Origin of the sequence: Staphylococcus lutrae (assembly GCF_002101335.1) — a bacterium.
GTDB lineage: Bacteria > Bacillota > Bacilli > Staphylococcales > Staphylococcaceae > Staphylococcus > Staphylococcus lutrae.
This window is the reverse complement of sequence record NZ_CP020773.1, coordinates 329,315-347,227: the sequence shown is the minus strand read 5'-3', so window position 1 is coordinate 347,227 and position 17,913 is coordinate 329,315. Positions and strand designations below refer to the sequence as shown.

Annotated in this window: 13 protein-coding genes, 2 tRNA genes and 1 rRNA gene; 12 read left to right on the top strand and 4 right to left on the bottom strand. The window is 37.5% G+C overall.

Annotated elements, in window-relative coordinates; genetic code table 11:
- The first annotated feature begins 8 nt into the window (after positions 1–8).
- Both B5P37_RS01780 and B5P37_RS01775 read left to right on the top strand, forming a co-directional pair.
- Entirely contained in the window at positions 9–1,538 is a 1,530-nt protein-coding gene (locus B5P37_RS01780) for an ATP-binding cassette domain-containing protein (protein WP_085236473.1), read from the top strand.
- An 81-nt stretch (positions 1,539–1,619) separates the two neighbouring features.
- The gene (locus B5P37_RS01775; RefSeq protein WP_244898624.1) at positions 1,620–2,336 is read left to right on the top strand and encodes a teichoic acid translocation permease; all 717 of its coding nucleotides are present in this window, start codon (positions 1,620–1,622) and stop codon (positions 2,334–2,336) included.
- Between the two features lie 132 nt (positions 2,337–2,468).
- Here the strand turns inward: B5P37_RS01775 and B5P37_RS01770 are convergent, their stop codons facing one another.
- Positions 2,469–3,446 carry a metal-dependent hydrolase gene (locus B5P37_RS01770; protein WP_085236469.1) on the bottom strand — a complete coding sequence of 326 codons (978 nt, stop codon included), beginning with the start codon at positions 3,444–3,446 and terminating at the stop codon, positions 2,469–2,471.
- A gap of 90 nt (positions 3,447–3,536) precedes the next feature.
- Here B5P37_RS01770 and mutY point away from each other — a divergent pair, with 90 nt between their 5' ends.
- From mutY to B5P37_RS01750, 4 genes are all read left to right on the top strand, one after another.
- Complete coding sequence (mutY, locus tag B5P37_RS01765) at positions 3,537–4,589, top strand: A/G-specific adenine glycosylase (protein WP_085236467.1); 1,053 nt, start codon at positions 3,537–3,539, stop codon at positions 4,587–4,589.
- A 61-nt stretch (positions 4,590–4,650) separates the two neighbouring features.
- Positions 4,651–5,193, top strand: a complete 543-nt coding sequence (ntdP, locus tag B5P37_RS01760) for a nucleoside tri-diphosphate phosphatase (protein ID WP_085236464.1) — start codon at positions 4,651–4,653, stop codon at positions 5,191–5,193.
- Positions 5,194–5,529: 336 nt separating this feature from the next.
- Complete coding sequence (locus B5P37_RS01755) at positions 5,530–7,266, top strand: ABC transporter ATP-binding protein (protein WP_085236462.1); 1,737 nt, start codon at positions 5,530–5,532, stop codon at positions 7,264–7,266.
- 253 nt (positions 7,267–7,519) lie between these two features.
- On the top strand, positions 7,520–9,112 hold the full coding sequence (locus B5P37_RS01750; protein ID WP_085236460.1) for an FMN-binding glutamate synthase family protein: 1,593 nt from the start codon (positions 7,520–7,522) through the stop codon (positions 9,110–9,112).
- 137 nt (positions 9,113–9,249) lie between these two features.
- On the opposite strand, the gene B5P37_RS01745 is transcribed toward B5P37_RS01750, so the two are convergent.
- Complete coding sequence (locus B5P37_RS01745; RefSeq protein ID WP_085236458.1) at positions 9,250–10,344, bottom strand: FUSC family protein; 1,095 nt, start codon at positions 10,342–10,344, stop codon at positions 9,250–9,252.
- Positions 10,345–10,437: 93 nt separating this feature from the next.
- Positions 10,438–11,724 carry a glutamate-1-semialdehyde 2,1-aminomutase gene (locus B5P37_RS01740; protein ID WP_085236456.1) on the bottom strand — a complete coding sequence of 429 codons (1,287 nt, stop codon included), beginning with the start codon at positions 11,722–11,724 and terminating at the stop codon, positions 10,438–10,440.
- A gap of 82 nt (positions 11,725–11,806) precedes the next feature.
- Here B5P37_RS01740 and bcp point away from each other — a divergent pair, with 82 nt between their 5' ends.
- From bcp to perR, 3 genes are all read left to right on the top strand, one after another.
- Positions 11,807–12,265, top strand: a complete 459-nt coding sequence (gene bcp / locus B5P37_RS01735) for a thioredoxin-dependent thiol peroxidase (RefSeq protein WP_085236454.1) — start codon at positions 11,807–11,809, stop codon at positions 12,263–12,265.
- A 6-nt stretch (positions 12,266–12,271) separates the two neighbouring features.
- On the top strand, positions 12,272–13,222 hold the full coding sequence (locus B5P37_RS01730) for a phosphoglycerate dehydrogenase (RefSeq protein WP_085236452.1): 951 nt from the start codon (positions 12,272–12,274) through the stop codon (positions 13,220–13,222).
- An 81-nt stretch (positions 13,223–13,303) separates the two neighbouring features.
- On the top strand, positions 13,304–13,762 hold the full coding sequence (gene perR / locus B5P37_RS01725; RefSeq protein ID WP_085236449.1) for a peroxide-responsive transcriptional repressor PerR: 459 nt from the start codon (positions 13,304–13,306) through the stop codon (positions 13,760–13,762).
- Positions 13,763–13,806: 44 nt separating this feature from the next.
- On the opposite strand, the gene B5P37_RS01720 is transcribed toward perR, so the two are convergent.
- Positions 13,807–15,126 carry an ISL3 family transposase gene (locus B5P37_RS01720; protein ID WP_085238395.1) on the bottom strand — a complete coding sequence of 440 codons (1,320 nt, stop codon included), beginning with the start codon at positions 15,124–15,126 and terminating at the stop codon, positions 13,807–13,809.
- 872 nt (positions 15,127–15,998) lie between these two features.
- Here B5P37_RS01720 and B5P37_RS01715 point away from each other — a divergent pair.
- The 3 genes from B5P37_RS01715 (at position 15,999) to B5P37_RS01705 (ending at position 17,827) form a co-directional block, all read left to right on the top strand.
- Positions 15,999–17,550 (top strand): 16S ribosomal RNA (locus B5P37_RS01715).
- 103 nt (positions 17,551–17,653) lie between these two features.
- Positions 17,654–17,730: transfer RNA gene (locus tag B5P37_RS01710), tRNA-Ile, on the top strand.
- A 21-nt stretch (positions 17,731–17,751) separates the two neighbouring features.
- A tRNA-Ala gene (locus B5P37_RS01705) sits at positions 17,752–17,827 on the top strand.
- Positions 17,828–17,913 lie beyond the last annotated feature (86 nt).

Genomic DNA, 17,913 nt, shown 5'->3' with positions numbered 1-17,913 from the left:
TTTAGCGCATGGGGAGTTCAATTGTCTTGAAGATGATTAATGTCACACATTATTATCGAAATCAAAAAAAGCAAAATGTGCTTAAACCTTTTAGTTATCAACCAGAAGATATTGAATTAAACAATATTTCTTTACATATATACGAAGGTGAAGCGTTAGGTATCATTGGTGAAGCTGAATCCTCAAAATCACTTGTAGGTGAAATATTAGCGGGTACTGTTGAACCGGATAAAGGAAGGATTGCGCGCACCACGTCATTGTTTTATGTCAATATGAACCAAAAAACAGTTGAAGACGTTGCAGTCGTAGATTATGTCAAAGATGTCATTCAATTGTTTCCTTATGATCCACCAGAACATAAAGTGACGCAAATTATAAAATATGCACACTTGGACGATGTACAAACCTCTCGTGTGAAGGATTTAACAGATGCGCAATATGCTCAACTGTTATTTAGTCTTGCGCGGGCATCAGAGGCGAAAATTGTCATCTTGAGTCATATTTTAAGTCGTTTAGATGCGGACTTTTTCGAAAAAGCGAAAGCGATGTATCAAGACTATGTTCAACGTGAATGGTCATGGATTACGATTGACAATGATGTCGATAAAATCAAGGCAGTGAGTAACTATTTGGCTTGGATCTCACATGGACAACTTAGAAAAGAGGGGTCGATTAATCAAGTCCTCCCATACTTCTTATCGCATCAGCGTGATATGGCTTCGTTAAAATCAACTGAAGAAATGCATCATTTTGATGAAGATTGGAAGCGCAACCGTACGCGTGTGCCTGAAATGACTTACAATTTTAGACGTATTGAACGTTATCAGCATGCGCAGCCACCTGTCTTTTTAGCACGTATTTGGACGGGATCCGCCTTGTTTTTTGTTGGTATGTGTATCGCGGGTTTATTCGTATTTAACAATATAGGGAAAGTGGCCAGTGCACCATTAGCCACGCAATCAACGATTTCTAAATCTAATACTGACCCATACACTGAGAAGTTGGCCTATGGTATTGTAAAAGATAAAGAAGTGACGTTAACTGCGATAGAAGGAAATCACGCTGCGATCCAATTACCACGTTATGCAGTGGCTTCTATTTTAGGAGAAAATAAAACGACATATAAAATAGAGGTAGACGATAAAAGTTATCAAGCGGATAAGGATGCATTCGAATATCTTAATCCTGCTGCATTGTATAAAGAAGTAGAACGTAAACAACTTGAACCATTTATGAAAAGTAATTACCTCACTTCTATAGATTATTTCAACAGTGCGCTCCATCACAACCATAAAAAAGTAAATGAAACACTTGTCCCTGAACATGAACAACGATTTGTAGAACCTATTGTAGAACAACCGATAGACATGTTGTTTGATGATCGAAATCGCTTAATCGGCTTTACATTTCCAATTGTGCAACAAGACAAGTTTAAAGATGAATTTAAAATTAAATCCGATCTATGGATTGGGAAAACAGATTCGGGTTATTGGGTGGCTGATCTTAAAAATTCCAAATGGATTTATATAGAATTGTAGGTGATTGCTGTGCTAGAAAAGTTCATTCATTTTTTTCATAATCGTGGAAGTATAATGAGGCATAGCATATATCGCCTCAATATGCATCGCAAATGGACTGCATTAACGTTGGCAGTGGGGATCTTGTTCATAGTACTCACAACGCTAACTTATAAGGTTTTTAAAATTGCTGAAGTGACTCAGGCCACGTTTGATTACCGATTAACAGGATTGTTAATCTTTGCAGTGATCTGGATTGCCATCTATATTCATTATCGTTTTTTTCCAAGAGATTACTATGTGACTCGACATTTTAACAGTAGCCCATTTTTTCATGTTTTGTTATCGAGCGTCATATACACAGGTGTGATTGTTATTATAATGATGGTCATGGCATTATTAAAACCACTTAATACACATACGACTTGGATTGGTGTAGGTTTTTACAGTGTAATGAGTCTATTATTTATTGTTATTTTGTCGAATTTACTCGGACTCATCTACGTATTATATCCTAAGTTGTCACGTATTTTTGCTATCGTCGTGATCATTACATTTTGTTTATTACCTATCCTTTACATTCCAACAAGCAATAATGGTTGGTTGACGCATTTGATGATGCTCAACCCAATGTATTACTTGGTCAATGGAATGCAACAATCAATCATTGTGGGAAGAGAAGCGATGAATCATTTAGGTTATCATTTTTACTTTATTTGTTTCATTGGTTTGATGACTGTGTTTTGTTTTGCATTAAAGGACTATGTATCTCAGCTTAGACCTAACGAGCACCATCAGCCAGACAAAGATGAATCATAATAAAATCAGCGCATGCATTTTGATTCATATGTAGGATATAAAATTGTATCCCCATATAAAAAGCCGAGATGACCTCGGCTTTTTATATGGGGATAGATTGCAGATAAGGTGACGGACATATTTCGAGGGGGATTAATGTGCAAGTAATTTCTTTTTTAATTTCTCTTCACTAAAGACCCAACCAGTATAAGAATGCATCACTTTCATATCTTGATCAAGATGTAAAATAGCAACAAATTGATAATGGCCATTTTTTAAATAACGTAAATCAATAAAACGTAATTCGATGGTTTGGTTATCGACATGAGCAACATGCCAACGATAGATTGATGAAAAGTTTAAAAAAGCTTTTACATTTGGATCGTATTGCGCATATTTCATAATTTCAGAACTAGGAAAAGGTTGGCGTTTGACTTTATCACTAAAGACAATATTACGTCCATAACTACGGCCCACATAATCATGTTCAGCAGTTTGAATGGCGATACGCCACTGCATAAAGCGCATTGTAGGCGCAATGAAAACTTTAATCGGTGTGCCTAAATGCTCAACTTGGTTTAATGCTTGTTTTTTCAGCCAACTGCGCATTCGGAAACGAATGAGATAGTAGCCAATTAAAATTATAACAATCGGGCTAAACGCGGCATAAGGATGTACACCTAACATCCACACGATAATCCCTACTAATAAAATGATGAATATAATGGGATCAAAAGTGTTGATCACACTTAATTGAATCCATTTGTTAGAAATAGGACGTAGGGCTTGTGTACCATAAGAGTTGAATATATCTACAAAAACATGGAGAAAAACAGCCAACTGTGCCCATAGCCAAACGTGTAGTGGATCCACATGTCTAAAAAAGACATAGACCAGTAACGTGATTAACAAAGGCCAAAATAATGTGAAAGGAATCGAATGGGTGATGCCTCGATGGTTGGCGATATATGTTGCATTATCTTTTAATTTTAGTACAGTATCACTATCAGGAATTAGCGAACCACCAATGAGTATTGTTGCTGTTGCCGCAAAGTTTCCACTCATTGTAGGATCTGTTGTTGCAAGGGCAGTCAATCCGACACCAATTGCAATATGTGTTGCAGTATCCATATTGTCTCACTCTTTTCAAAATAACTTAATATTATTATAGTCGATATTTAGATTGTACAAAAATTTTTCAAATGAATAAGGAGCATTTCAATGTTAAATGAAACGACCTTTAAATCGCATTTACTGACATGGTTTGAAGCAGCGCAACGACAAATGCCATGGAGAGAAACTAAAAATCCATACTATATTTGGATTAGTGAAGTGATGTTACAACAAACACAAGTGGATACAGTACGTGATTACTACTTGCGTTTTATAGAAGCTTATCCAACGATTCATGATTTGGCAAAAGCGAAGGAAGAGGAGGTATTAAAATTATGGGAAGGTCTAGGTTACTATAGTCGGGCACGTCATTTCCATACAGCAGCTAAAGAAGTTGTTGCGCAACATCAAGGGAAAATCCCTCAACAATCGGATACTTTTTTAGCATTAAAAGGTGTAGGGCCTTATACACAAGCAGCTGTAATGAGTATCGCCTTTGATTTACCGCTTGCCACAGTTGATGGAAATGTATTTCGTGTTTGGTCAAGATTAAATGATGATACTCGAGATACCGCGTTGCAGTCCACACGTAAAGCATACGAACAAGAATTGGTGCCATACGTCACCGAACAGGCCGGGGACTTTAACCAAGCAATGATGGAATTAGGCGCACTCGTCTGTACACCTAAAGCCCCCTTATGTTTGTTTTGTCCAGTGCAGATACATTGTGAATCATTTCAGCAAGGCACAGTATTAGAACGACCGGTGAAAACTAAAAAGCTCAAAAAGAAAACAGTGGTCTTTGATGTTTACGTCATTCAAAACCATTCAGGAGATTATTTAATAGAGCAACGAACGGTGTCATTATTAAAGGGAATGTGGCAATTCCCTATGTTTGAAAACGAAACCTCATATGAGGATAAATTAAATGTACTTGGTATAAAGCAACTGAACACGATACAAGAAAATGTGGTACAAATGAAGCATCAATTTACCCACCTAACTTGGATTTTAAATGTGCATCTTGCGAAAATTGACCCGTCAGAAGAAGCGGACATTGTTAAAGGAAGACAATGGATGGCAGCGGAGGATAAAACACAGTATTCTTTCCCTGTTTCGATGACGCAAATTTTTAATGCAGTGCGTCAAGCGGATAATTAAGTAACGTGTTAGGAATATGATATAATAACGAAGTGAATTTTTATCAAGGTGGTGTGAGAAGTTGGTCAAATCGTGTATACCGCGAGAGGGTGAAGCAATTAAAATTCAATCTTACAAACACGATGGCAATATCCACCGTGTCTGGTCGGAAACGACAATTTTAAAAGGGACTGCAGATGTCGTCATTGGCGGCAATGATCATACACTTGTGACGGAAAGCGATGGTCGAACTTGGGTTACGCGTGAACCAGCGATTGTTTATTTTCATTCAGAGTACTGGTTTAACGTGATTTGTATGTTTCGTGAAGATGGTGTGTATTATTATTGTAACTTATCATCCCCGTTTGTATGTGATGAAGAAGCATTAAAATATATTGATTATGATTTAGATATTAAAGTTTATCCTAATGGAAAGTATCATTTACTAGATGAAGACGAATATGAACAACATATGAACCAGATGAACTATCCTAAGGACATCGATATGATTTTAAGACGGAATGTTGATATTTTACAGCAGTGGATTGAACAGAAAAAAGGGCCATTTGCACCTGATTTTATTAAAGTTTGGCGTCAACGATTTCAAAAACTTAGTAAAGGATAGCATCGTCTGACATGCATGTGATTGAGCACAATAGATACGGTGGGAATGAAAGGCAAGCATAATGAATATTTGACCGAAATGTCTAAGCGACGTCATACGGGAGTGAGGCAGTCACATGTTCTTACTCCCGTTCAGTTCGTCCTATTTTAGAGTAGTGTTGATCTTTAAGTGGAGCATCAACGTCAAACATTCTAGTGTGAAGAAATAAAAGCAAACGTGTCATGTTTGTGACGAATAGTTGATAGACTGAAACAAGGCATAGACATGCATGACTCGCAATTCAAGTCGATTTGAAGTGCGCTTTGGAAAGCAGATATTTTTGGGGGACGGTTTTTTATGATAAAACGTTATTTAGAGTTTGTGAAGCCATATAAATGGCTGATTTTCGGTACTATAGTTGTTGGAATATTAAAATTTGGTATTCCTTTATTGATTCCGCTATTAATTAAATTTGTGATTGATGATGTTATTAATAATGCCGCATTAACAGTAGATGATAAATTAATGCGATTAGGTATAGCCATGCTAGTTGCTGCATTTATTTTTGTTATCGTTCGGCCGCCCATTGAATTTTTTAGACAGTATATGGCACAGTGGACGAGTAACAAAATTTTGTATGATATCCGAAAAAAATTGTATGATCACTTGCAAGCACTCAGTTCTAAATTTTATGCAAATCATAAATCTGGTGAAGTGATTTCACGTGTGATTAATGATGTTGAACAAACGAAAGACTTTATCATGACTGGATTGATGAATATTTGGTTGGATTGTATTACGATTATCATTGCACTATCGGTCATGTTCGTATTAGATGTTCAACTGACCCTTTCAGCGGTCATCGTATTACCTTTTTATATTTTAACAGTCTATTTTTTCTTTGGTCGATTGCGTGCATTGACACGTCAACGGTCACAAAAACTAGCTGAGGTTCAAGGTTTTTTACATGAACGTGTAAATGGGATGGCTGTTATTAAAAGTTTTGCGATTGAGGATAATGAAGCGAAAAATTTTGATAAACGTAATATCAATTTTTTAAATAGTGCGTTTAAACATACGAGATGGAACGCCTACTCTTTCTCCGCGATTAATACGGTGACAGACATTGGTCCATTAATCGTGATTGGTTATGGAACGTATTTAGCGATAACAGGGTCTGTCACTGTCGGGACTTTGGCGGCATTTGTAAGCTACCTTGAACAACTCTATGGTCCATTGCGTCGATTAGTCTCATCTTTTACGACATTGACACAAAGCTTTGCATCAATGGATCGTGTGTTCCAATTGATTGATGAGCCATATGACATAAAAAATACAACGGGTGCACAGCCTATTCCTATTCAACAAGGACATATTCAAATAAAAAATGTTTCGTTTAAATATCAATCAGATGCACATGACATTTTGAAGCAACTTAATTTAGACATTCATCGTGGTGAAACAGTTGCTTTTGTAGGGATGAGTGGCGGTGGTAAGTCAACGCTTATCAACTTAATTCCTCGTTTTTATGACGTTACAGAGGGTCAAATTTTAATTGATGGACACGACATCAAAGCGTTTGATCTCGGCAGCTTAAGACGTCAGATTGGTATGGTACAGCAGGATAACATTTTATTCTCTGATACAGTACGAGAAAATATTTTATTGGGACGACCGGATGCGACATTTGAAGAAGTCGTTGAAGCGGCTCAGCTAGCGAACGCCCATGAATTCATAATGTCACTGCCGAAAGGTTATGAAACTGAAGTAGGTGAGCGCGGCGTAAAACTTTCAGGAGGCCAAAAACAAAGACTTGCCATAGCGCGAATTTTCTTGAATGACCCGCCGATACTCATTTTGGATGAAGCAACCAGCGCTTTAGATTTAGAAAGTGAAGCCATCATTCAAGATGCATTGGATACATTAAGTCATGATCGGACGACAATTATCGTGGCACACCGACTTTCTACAATTACTCATGCAGATCAAATTGTCGTCATTGAAAATGGACAAATTGTAGAGCAAGGTTCACATGATGTTTTAATGCAACAAAAAGGGGCATATCACCGCTTATATTCTATTCAAAATGTCTAAAGTTATAAGTATGCAATAGTTTGCTGTGGATGAGAAATCTACAAATAACTATTGCTTTTTTTATTGACATGTTTAGGATGGGGTATCCATTTAGAATGATGTTTAGTAATAGTCGTTTCATCTGTGGTAAAATGGTTATTTTGGTCTTTTTTGACAAGACTATTTTAAAATCTTAACCATTTTAAATTATCATTTTTTTACTTAATTTTTCACTGCAAATTCTTGTATAATAAAATAAATGGGAGGGGAAAAGATGACATTCTTAACAGTATTACAACTTATTGTAACCATTTTACTTGTAGGATTTTTAATTTTTGTATTGATTGCAGTGATTGGGTTTTTAATATTTGATAAACGACAGAAACAACATAGTGTGTTACGTAATTATCCAGTGTTGGCCCACGTACGTTACTTTTTGGAACAAATCGGACCAGAATTACGTCAGTACTTATTTCTAAATGATAATGAAGATAAGCCATTTTCACGAATGGAATATCAAAATATTGTTTTAGCAGGTAAGTATAATTCACGAGGGACGAGCTTTGGAACACTAAAGCATTACGATAGTGGTTTTTTTATTAACAACGCGATGTTTCCGACCCAAAAAGATGCATTAATCGTCGACCAGTCTCAATTACTTTCAACGTTTATTTATCATATTAAAAATGAAACGTTAATTAACCGGTTTGAAAAAATTCAAGCTAAAAAGATTAAGCCGTTTTATTTGGCACCTGAACATTATGTGAAAATTGGCCATGATATCCAACATCCATTTTATGTGAAGCGACTTGTTGGCCAATCAGGAATGAGTTATGGGGCCCTTGGTAAAAACGCCATAACGGCCTTATCGAAAGGGTTAGGTAAAGCGAATACGTGGATGAACACAGGAGAAGGGGGATTGTCAGACCATCATCTTGCTGGAGATGTTGATATCATTTTTCAAATTGGACCGGGTCTATTCGGTGTGAGAGATGAAACAGGACAATTCGATACAACGCTGTTTAAAGAACTGGCTGCACGACCTCAAGTCAAAGCGTTTGAAATCAAACTTGCGCAAGGTGCAAAAACGCGTGGCGGTCATATTGAAGGGAAGAAAGTCACAGAAGAAATTGCAAAAATTCGCCATATTAAACCGTATGAAACTGTCGACTCACCAAATCGCTTCGAAATGATCAGTAATGCTGAAGATTTATTAAAATGGATTGATTCGATGCGAGAAATCAGTCAAAAACCTGTTGGCTTTAAAATGGTTTTAGGTCGTCAAGATGATTTTATACGGCTGCTTGATGCAATGAAATCTTTAAACATCTATCCTGACTTTATTACGATTGATGGTGGAGAAGGAGGAACAGGGGCGACATTCCAAGAATTGCAAGATGGTGTAGGTTTACCTTTATTCACAGCGTTACCGATCATTGATGGTTTGCTTAAAGCGTATGGTTTAAGAGATAGAGTTAAAATTTTCGCTTCTGGCAAATTAGTGACGCCTGATAAAATTGCGATTGCACTCGCATTGGGTGCAGATTTAGTTAATATTGCAAGAGGCATGATGATCAGTGTGGGTTGTATTATGAGTCGTCAATGCCATAAGAACACTTGTCCAGTAGGTGTTGCAACAACTGATCCTAAAAAAGAAGAAGCCCTTGTTGTTGATGAAAAACAATACCGTGTTATGAACTATATCACAAGTTTGCATGAAGGGTTATTTAATATTGCGGCGGCTGTAGGGGTGAAAAGCCCAACAGAAATTGGACCGGAGCATGTCACAATGAAACATAAGGACGGTCAAATTGAATCCATTCATGACTATCAATTAAAATTGATTCAATCGTCTTTAAAGGTGTAAATGATATCGGGTGATAAAAAATGGGAGTGGGGAAACGAATGTCCACTCCCAAAAATTTTGTTTAAGCATGAGTGCTGTACAATCTTAAGTGATTAAATACACGTTCATTTGTTGGCATAGCTGTTGAATCATTAGAATTATAGATCGAAGTCTTCTTCAACAATGTCAATCTCAGGATCATTGGCATGGTATTTGAAGTAACTGACACGGAGGCGATCTAAATGTTCTAAATTGTAGCGATATTCCTCCAAAGCGGAAATAATATGCATAATATTGGCATAAGAAAACCCGTCTGGGTGAGAATCGTTAACCACTTCTTCACGAAATGCAGTAATAATATCTTTTTTCAACGGATGTGGAACAAAGTGTTGGTCATGGGTGACATCAAATTTGGCCTTTTTCGTAATACTGATTAAAATTTGTTCGTGAAATTGTGTCAATTCATCAATTTCTAACTTGATTTGGAAGCGTAACGTTTGATTCAGATGAACTAAGTCGTTTTGATAGCGATTCATTCGTCTGAGCACATCATATGCATCACGAGTCGCAAGTACAATTTCTTTAAATAAAATTTTCTTTCTTGTTTGAGCAAAGATTTGCTTTTTTGTAAAGACACGTTCCTCTTTATAGAATTCGAGAAATTGTTCAAGTTTAACAATCCTTTGGCGTAAATTTTCCAAGTCTTGTTTGACATAATTGAACTCTGTGGCGTCATTGAGTACTAAGTTAAACCATTTAAAAATATCGGTTGAAATATTTAAAGAGTTATAATAAATTTTCGTTTCAAACTTGGGTGGTAAAAAGGTGAGGTTCACGATAAATGAACTGATTACACCAATCATCACAAGAGAAAAACGATAGAAAGCTGACGCATAAAATGAACCATTATGTTGACCCATAATGACCAAGGCTGTCACAGTCGCTAACGTTGCCACGTGTGCGATTTTCATTCTAAAAAGCAGTGCAATTAATAAAATCACAGTGGCGCCCATGATCAGGACGTTATTGCCAAAAACAGTCACCATCGATACTGCAAGGAGGGCGCCTATGATATTGCCTTGGAATTGATCAACAATGGTTTTGAATGTACGATAAACACTTGGTTGCATGGCCACGACTGCCGCAATACCGGCGACAGTCACTGTACCAGCATCATTAGGTAATAGTGAGGCAATAGAAACCGCAAGGACTATGGCAATACCTGTTTTCAAAATTCTAGCTCCCAGTTTCAAAACATCGCGCTCCTTTGATTATAATAAATCCACTGTAGTGAGTAGGTTTATTCAAGTTATACACTGTTGCACATTAAATTTCAATAGAGAACTTTACAATTGACTGAAAGCATAACGGACGGCTTCAATGGTTTTATCAATATCTGCTATCGTATGTTCAGTCGTTAAGAACCATGCTTCATATTTTGAAGGTGCTAAATTGATTCCTTGATGCAGCATAAGCTTGAAAAATTTTGCGAATAATGCGCTGTCAGATGCATCGGCTTGATTATAATGCGTAACTTTTTCATCGGTGAAATAAAGTGTTAAAGCGCCACGAACACGGTTAATCGTAGCTTTAATTTGATATTGTGCGATTGCATCTTGTAAACCAGCTTCTAATCTTGCACCAAGTTGATCCAATTTTTCATATACTCCGGGTTGTTCCAGAACTTCTAGCAGCGCAATACCTGCTTTCATAGATAATGGATTTCCAGCCATTGTTCCGGCTTGATAGGCAGGGCCAAGAGGGGCAACTTGCTCCATAATTTCTTGACGGCCCCCATAGCCTCCAATAGGTAAGCCACCTCCGATGATTTTACCAAAAGCAGTTAAGTCAGGATAAACACCTAATAAATCTTGTGCTGCACCATAATGAAAACGAAAAGCAGTGATGACTTCATCGTATATAACGAGACCTCCGTATTCATGCGTGATGCGATTAACTTCTTCTAAAAACCCAGGTACGGGTTCAACCATTCCGAAATTCCCAACAATGGGTTCAACTAATACAGCCGCAACTTGATCGCCCCAATATGACATAGCCTCTTTAAACGCTTCAATATGATTAAATGGCACAGTAATCACTTCTTGAGCGACACTTTTTGGGACACCCGCAGAGTCAGGTGAACCTAATTGAGAAGGACCACTTCCAGCCGCAACGAGGACTAAGTCAGAATGACCGTGGTAACAGCCGGCAAATTTTATAATTTTATCTCTTTTCGTATAAGCTCTCGCGACACGTATCGTTGTCATGACTGCTTCTGTCCCGGAATTTACAAAACGTATTTTTTCTAACGAAGGAATGGCATGTCTTAATTTGCGGGCAAAATCAATTTCAAGTTCTGTCGGTGTGCCAAATAATACCCCTTGTGCGGCTTGCTCTTGAATCGCTTGTGTAATGTGTGGGTGTGCATGTCCTGTGATAATTGGACCATAAGCTTGTAAATAGTCAATATATTGATTGCCATCGACATCATATAAATAAGCGCCCTTACCAGATTTCATTACGACAGGTGCACCACCTCCCACAGCCTTATATGAACGTGAAGGTGAGTTAACGCCACCTAAAATATATTCATTGGATAGTTTTTGTAATTGTTCGCTTTGACTGAAATTCATAAATCAACAACCTCTTTTAATTTTATATTTTCACATATTATCGTATCATAAAATGAGAAGATAATAGAAAGAAGGTTTTATGATGCTGAAAAAAGGAGACGTCTTTCCAGAATTTAAACTACAAAATCAAAACGGTAGTGAAATTACGAAAGCTTCATTAAAAGGGAAGAAAGCAATTCTTTATTTTTACCCACGTGACAACACGCCGACTTGTACGACTGAAGCGTGTGATTTTAGAGATCACATCAGTTATTTCAATGAACTTAATGTACAAGTTTACGGTATAAGTGCGGATTCTATGCGTAAACATCAAAACTTTATCGAGAAACATCAGCTTAATTTTGATTTACTTGTTGATGAGGATTACGAACTTTCTAAAGCAGTAGGGGTGTATCAACTTAAGAAAAGTTTTGGCAAAGAATCAATGGGGATTGTGCGTACAACTTTTGTCATAGATGAAGAGGGGCAAATTATCGAAGTGATTGAAAAAGTAAAAGTGAAGGAGCAAATGGCACAACTAAAAGAAATTTTGAAAGGATGAGATCAGATGTTAGTAGTAAGCTTAATGCGTTTAGACGAAGAAGAAACACGGTTAAAAGAAGCATTTCCTGAGGTGGATTTTAAGTTTTATAAACATCCGTCTGAATTACCCGTTGATTTACAAGAACAAATGGATGTGGTCATATCGTATCATCCAGAAGTAGATGCGCAATTTATCAAACAATCACCTCGTTTGAAATGGATTGCTTGGTATGCTACAGGAGTCAATAGCTTACCTTTTGAAACTTTAAAAGAGAAGGGGATTCAACTTACTAATGCTGGAGGTGTACACGCACAGCAATTAACTGAGTTTTTGTTTGCTTATATTCTTGATGATTACAAAGCATTGAAAGAAGCTTATGCAGAGCAACAGCAGAAAGTATACAATAACAAGCGAATCACCGCATCTTTAAACGAACAACGTATTTTGTTTTTAGGGACAGGTCGGATTCCACAACGCTCAGCACAAGTCGCACAGACATTTGGCATGAAAACAATTGGGTTAAACACAACAGGTCATCCAGCAGACTATTTTGATGAAACCTATCCATTATCAGAACGTCAGCAACATTTTGCTCAAGCAGATATCGTCGTGAATTTATTACCTGAAACTGAAGAAACGTATCATCTTTTATCTGAAATTGATTTTGAGGCAATGAATGATCATACACTTTTTGTCAATTTAGGAAGAGGGACAATTACACCTGAATCTGTGATTATTGATAGTCTAAAAAGTAAAAAAATTCGCAAAGCGTATTTAGATGTATTTGAAAAAGAACCATTAGACGAACAATCGGAACTTTACACTTTGGACAATGTTTATATGACGCCACATATTTCAGGAAATCGTTCAGACAACAAAAAAAGAGCGACTGACATATTCTCACGCAATTTAACATCCTTTCTCAAGGATAATAAGCTTGTTGAGAATGTCGTAAATGCGAACAAAGGATACTAACATATGTATTGACAATAATCGTGCTAACCGTATATATTATTAAGTAAGAATTATTATTAATAAGAAAGACGGGTGGAACGAATGACTACTGAATTGGAATCACATGATCATCAATTAAAAGAGTCGATAGCGTCTTTACGTGAAGCGGGCGTTCGTATTACACCTCAACGCCAAGCGATATTAAATTATTTAATCAAGGCAGATACACATCCAACTGCTGATGAAATTTATCAATCATTATCACCTGACTTCCCAAATATTAGCGTTGCAACGATTTATAATAACCTTAAAGTTTTTAAAAAAACGGGTATTGTAAAAGAGTTAACTTATGGAGATGCGTCAAGTCGTTTTGATTTTGAAACACATAATCATTATCATGTGATTTGTGAAAAGTGTGGAAAAATAGTTGATTTTCATTATCCTCTACTACATGAAGTTGAACAACTTGCACAGCATGTCACTGATTTTGATGTCACACATCACAGAATGGAGATTTATGGTGTTTGTCAATCCTGTAAAGAAGCTGAAAAAGAAGCATAAATAAATGGCTCTTTGTCAACGTCGGTTGGTGAAGAAATATCGTACTAAGTGGCAATTTTTTGTTGCTTAGTACGTTTTTTATATTCACTTACGTATAACCTTGAAATAATTAAAATCCTATTTCTAAAGTTATAAAAATTTCTATAACCATAAGAGACACGCTTAATAAGCTTTATTTTATTGTTAATACCTTCAATTGGACCATTGGTCAAATGAGGATTTTGAATCGTATTTGAAATATAAGGTATATATTTTATGAGTGTGTTAACAACACGTTTGAGTCCATTTGAAATATTTAAACTCTTCGAACGTTGTAATGCTTCCTCTAATTGTTCAATGTTATTTGATCTTAGGGTTTCTAGAATATGATGTCCTGCTTCATACGTTAATTGGAATTCTTCATCAAAAGTTAACAAGAATTGTACTAAACTATACTGACTATGCCATGTATTAAAAAGTCTGAACGAGTGATAATGGACTCTGTCTAATTCAATTGGAGATTTTAATAAAAGCTTCCAATACCGTTTTAATTTATTGTACTTGGGTTTTTCTTTAGTCTTAAAACTATTCATTGTTTTAACGCGACTGTGATTGATTTCACGGTTAACCGCTTGAACAATATGAAAACGGTCTAAGATAATATCTGCATTGGGAAATAATGATTGAATTAGCGACATGTATGGTGGATACATATCAATAGAAACACTTTTAACTCCTTCACGCTGCTTTCTTGAGAATCTTAAAAAGTATTCTTCCAACTTGAACTTACGTCGATCTGGCAAGATATCAATAATATCATGCGTGATACTATCACAGTATATAAAGCTCATAGAGCTGTCGACATCATTAGTTGACTTAAATTCATCAAAGGATAAATGTTGGGGCAATATATCACTAGGTTGTGTTTTTACTGCTTCCCCTAGGTCTTTCAAATACCGATGAACAGTTGAAGGTGAAACTAAAACACTATTCGCTATATCTTTTTCAGATATGACAGTGGCGAGCTTTCTCGTCACCATTAGTTTTACGTCATTAGAAATTGTACAACGCGGTTCTATATATGGTGTTTTAGCCGTAAAAGTTTGACCACAAGCTTTACAATAGAAGCGTTGCTTTTTTAACACAAGATAACTAGGCCTTTCAAGAATAAGCCCCATATACACTCTTGTACTGCGAAAGCCATTTTTAATAACTGTGTGTTGCTCATTCTTGATACCACAACACTCACAACCTTTAGGTTGATAAGTTAAAACCCCTTTATAAAACAATGATTGAACGTTCTTGAAGGTTTGAATACCTAAACATTCAGTGATTTTTAAATTTGATACTTTTATTCCAATCATTTCTGATATATCATTATACATAGGCACGAATATCTCTCCTTAATTTGTTGGTTTTGTCACTTACAATTATAGAGATATTTGTGCTATTTTTGTATTTAAAACAAAAATAACGGCCAGTGAAAAACTCACCAACCGTTAAAAGTATAGAACCAAATAAATGGTCCAATCAACATTCTTAAACGAGTTGATTGGGCTCTATTTTTTGATTTATGATTTGCACTATTGAAACAGATAAAAAAACATCTATGAACGCAAAGGAATGATTCATACCGTTAGGAACGAGTAAAACGCATGTTTATGAGAAAAGTAGACGCGAGTCGAAATGCGATTTCTAAAAAATTGGTAAGCATTTAGCGATGTTAATGACAATCACAACAATGAAGTCTGCGCTTTAAAAACGTTTTAAAATCCAAATGAAGTGACGTTCCAAACATTTATTCTTGTAAAAAGATTTAATTACGTGTTAGTTTGCAACAACATAGTAATTTTTATCGTAATTAAAGTGGGGATTTATGTTGACGATGAGGCAACTCCTTGGTAATATAAAAAAGTCGTTTCAAGGAGAACAAATACTAAATTCATTAATTGTTGAAAACGTGTAAATGAATTTTTAAAAGTGTAAAATTAACGCTTGAATGTTTCTTCCTAACGCTTTATGATAATAAATGTTGAATGAAACAACAACTTATCAACAAAGAATTAAAAAAACTTTAAAATAAATGTTGACACAATAATTTGTTTGAAGTATAATTGATTCTTGTAACAGCAAAAAATGAACATTGAAAACTGAATGACAATATGTCAACGTTAATTCCGATAATTTTGAGTACTTCAACAGTACTTTCAAGAATGATTGACTTAAACAATCAACGAGCTATATCAAGCTTACTTCTTTTATGGAGAGTTTGATCCTGGCTCAGGATGAACGCTGGCGGCGTGCCTAATACATGCAAGTCGAGCGAACAGATAAGGAGCTTGCTCCTTTGACGTTAGCGGCGGACGGGTGAGTAACACGTGGGTAACCTACCTATAAGACTGGAATAACTCCGGGAAACCGGGGCTAATGCCGGATAATATGTTGAACCGCATGATTCAACAGTGAAAGACGGTTTTGCTGTCACTTATAGATGGACCCGCGCCGTATTAGCTAGTTGGTGAGGTAACGGCTCACCAAGGCGACGATACGTAGCCGACCTGAGAGGGTGATCGGCCACACTGGAACTGAGACACGGTCCAGACTCCTACGGGAGGCAGCAGTAGGGAATCTTCCGCAATGGGCGAAAGCCTGACGGAGCAACGCCGCGTGAGTGATGAAGGTCTTCGGATCGTAAAGCTCTGTTGTTAGGGAAGAACACATGTGTAAGTCACTATGCACATCTTGACGGTACCTAACCAGAAAGCCACGGCTAACTACGTGCCAGCAGCCGCGGTAATACGTAGGTGGCAAGCGTTATCCGGAATTATTGGGCGTAAAGCGCGCGTAGGCGGTTTTTTAAGTCTGATGTGAAAGCCCACGGCTCAACCGTGGAGGGTCATTGGAAACTGGAAAACTTGAGTGCAGAAGAGGAAAGTGGAATTCCATGTGTAGCGGTGAAATGCGCAGAGATATGGAGGAACACCAGTGGCGAAGGCGGCTTTCTGGTCTGCAACTGACGCTGATGTGCGAAAGCGTGGGGATCAAACAGGATTAGATACCCTGGTAGTCCACGCCGTAAACGATGAGTGCTAAGTGTTAGGGGGTTTCCGCCCCTTAGTGCTGCAGCTAACGCATTAAGCACTCCGCCTGGGGAGTACGGTCGCAAGACTGAAACTCAAAGGAATTGACGGGGACCCGCACAAGCGGTGGAGCATGTGGTTTAATTCGAAGCAACGCGAAGAACCTTACCAAATCTTGACATCCTTTGACCGCTCTAGAGATAGAGTTTTCCTCTTCGGAGGACAAAGTGACAGGTGGTGCATGGTTGTCGTCAGCTCGTGTCGTGAGATGTTGGGTTAAGTCCCGCAACGAGCGCAACCCTTGAACTTAGTTGCCATCATTTAGTTGGGCACTCTAAGTTGACTGCCGGTGACAAACCGGAGGAAGGTGGGGATGACGTCAAATCATCATGCCCCTTATGATTTGGGCTACACACGTGCTACAATGGACAATACAAAGGGCAGCGAAACCGCGAGGTCAAGCAAATCCCATAAAGTTGTTCTCAGTTCGGATTGTAGTCTGCAACTCGACTACATGAAGCTGGAATCGCTAGTAATCGTAGATCAGCATGCTACGGTGAATACGTTCCCGGGTCTTGTACACACCGCCCGTCACACCACGAGAGTTTGTAACACCCGAAGCCGGTGGAGTAACCATTTTGGAGCTAGCCGTCGAAGGTGGGACAAATGATTGGGGTGAAGTCGTAACAAGGTAGCCGTATCGGAAGGTGCGGCTGGATCACCTCCTTTCTAAGGATAATTACGGAATATCACCAATAGGTGATAGCAGATTAACGTGACATATTGTATTCAGTTTTGAATGCTCATGCATTTGAGGATTTAAAATGTAGATGGGCCTATAGCTCAGCCGGTTAGAGCGCACGCCTGATAAGCGTGAGGTCGGTGGTTCGAGTCCACTTAGGCCCACCATTAAATTTAAAATATTGTTTTGGGGGCTTAGCTCAGCTGGGAGAGCGCCTGCTTTGCACGCAGGAGGTCAGCGGTTCGATCCCGCTAGTCTCCACCATTTATATTAATTGTACATTGAAAACTAGATAAGTAAGTATTGATTTTACCAAGCAAAACCGAGTGACAAGCGTTTAAAAGCTTGAA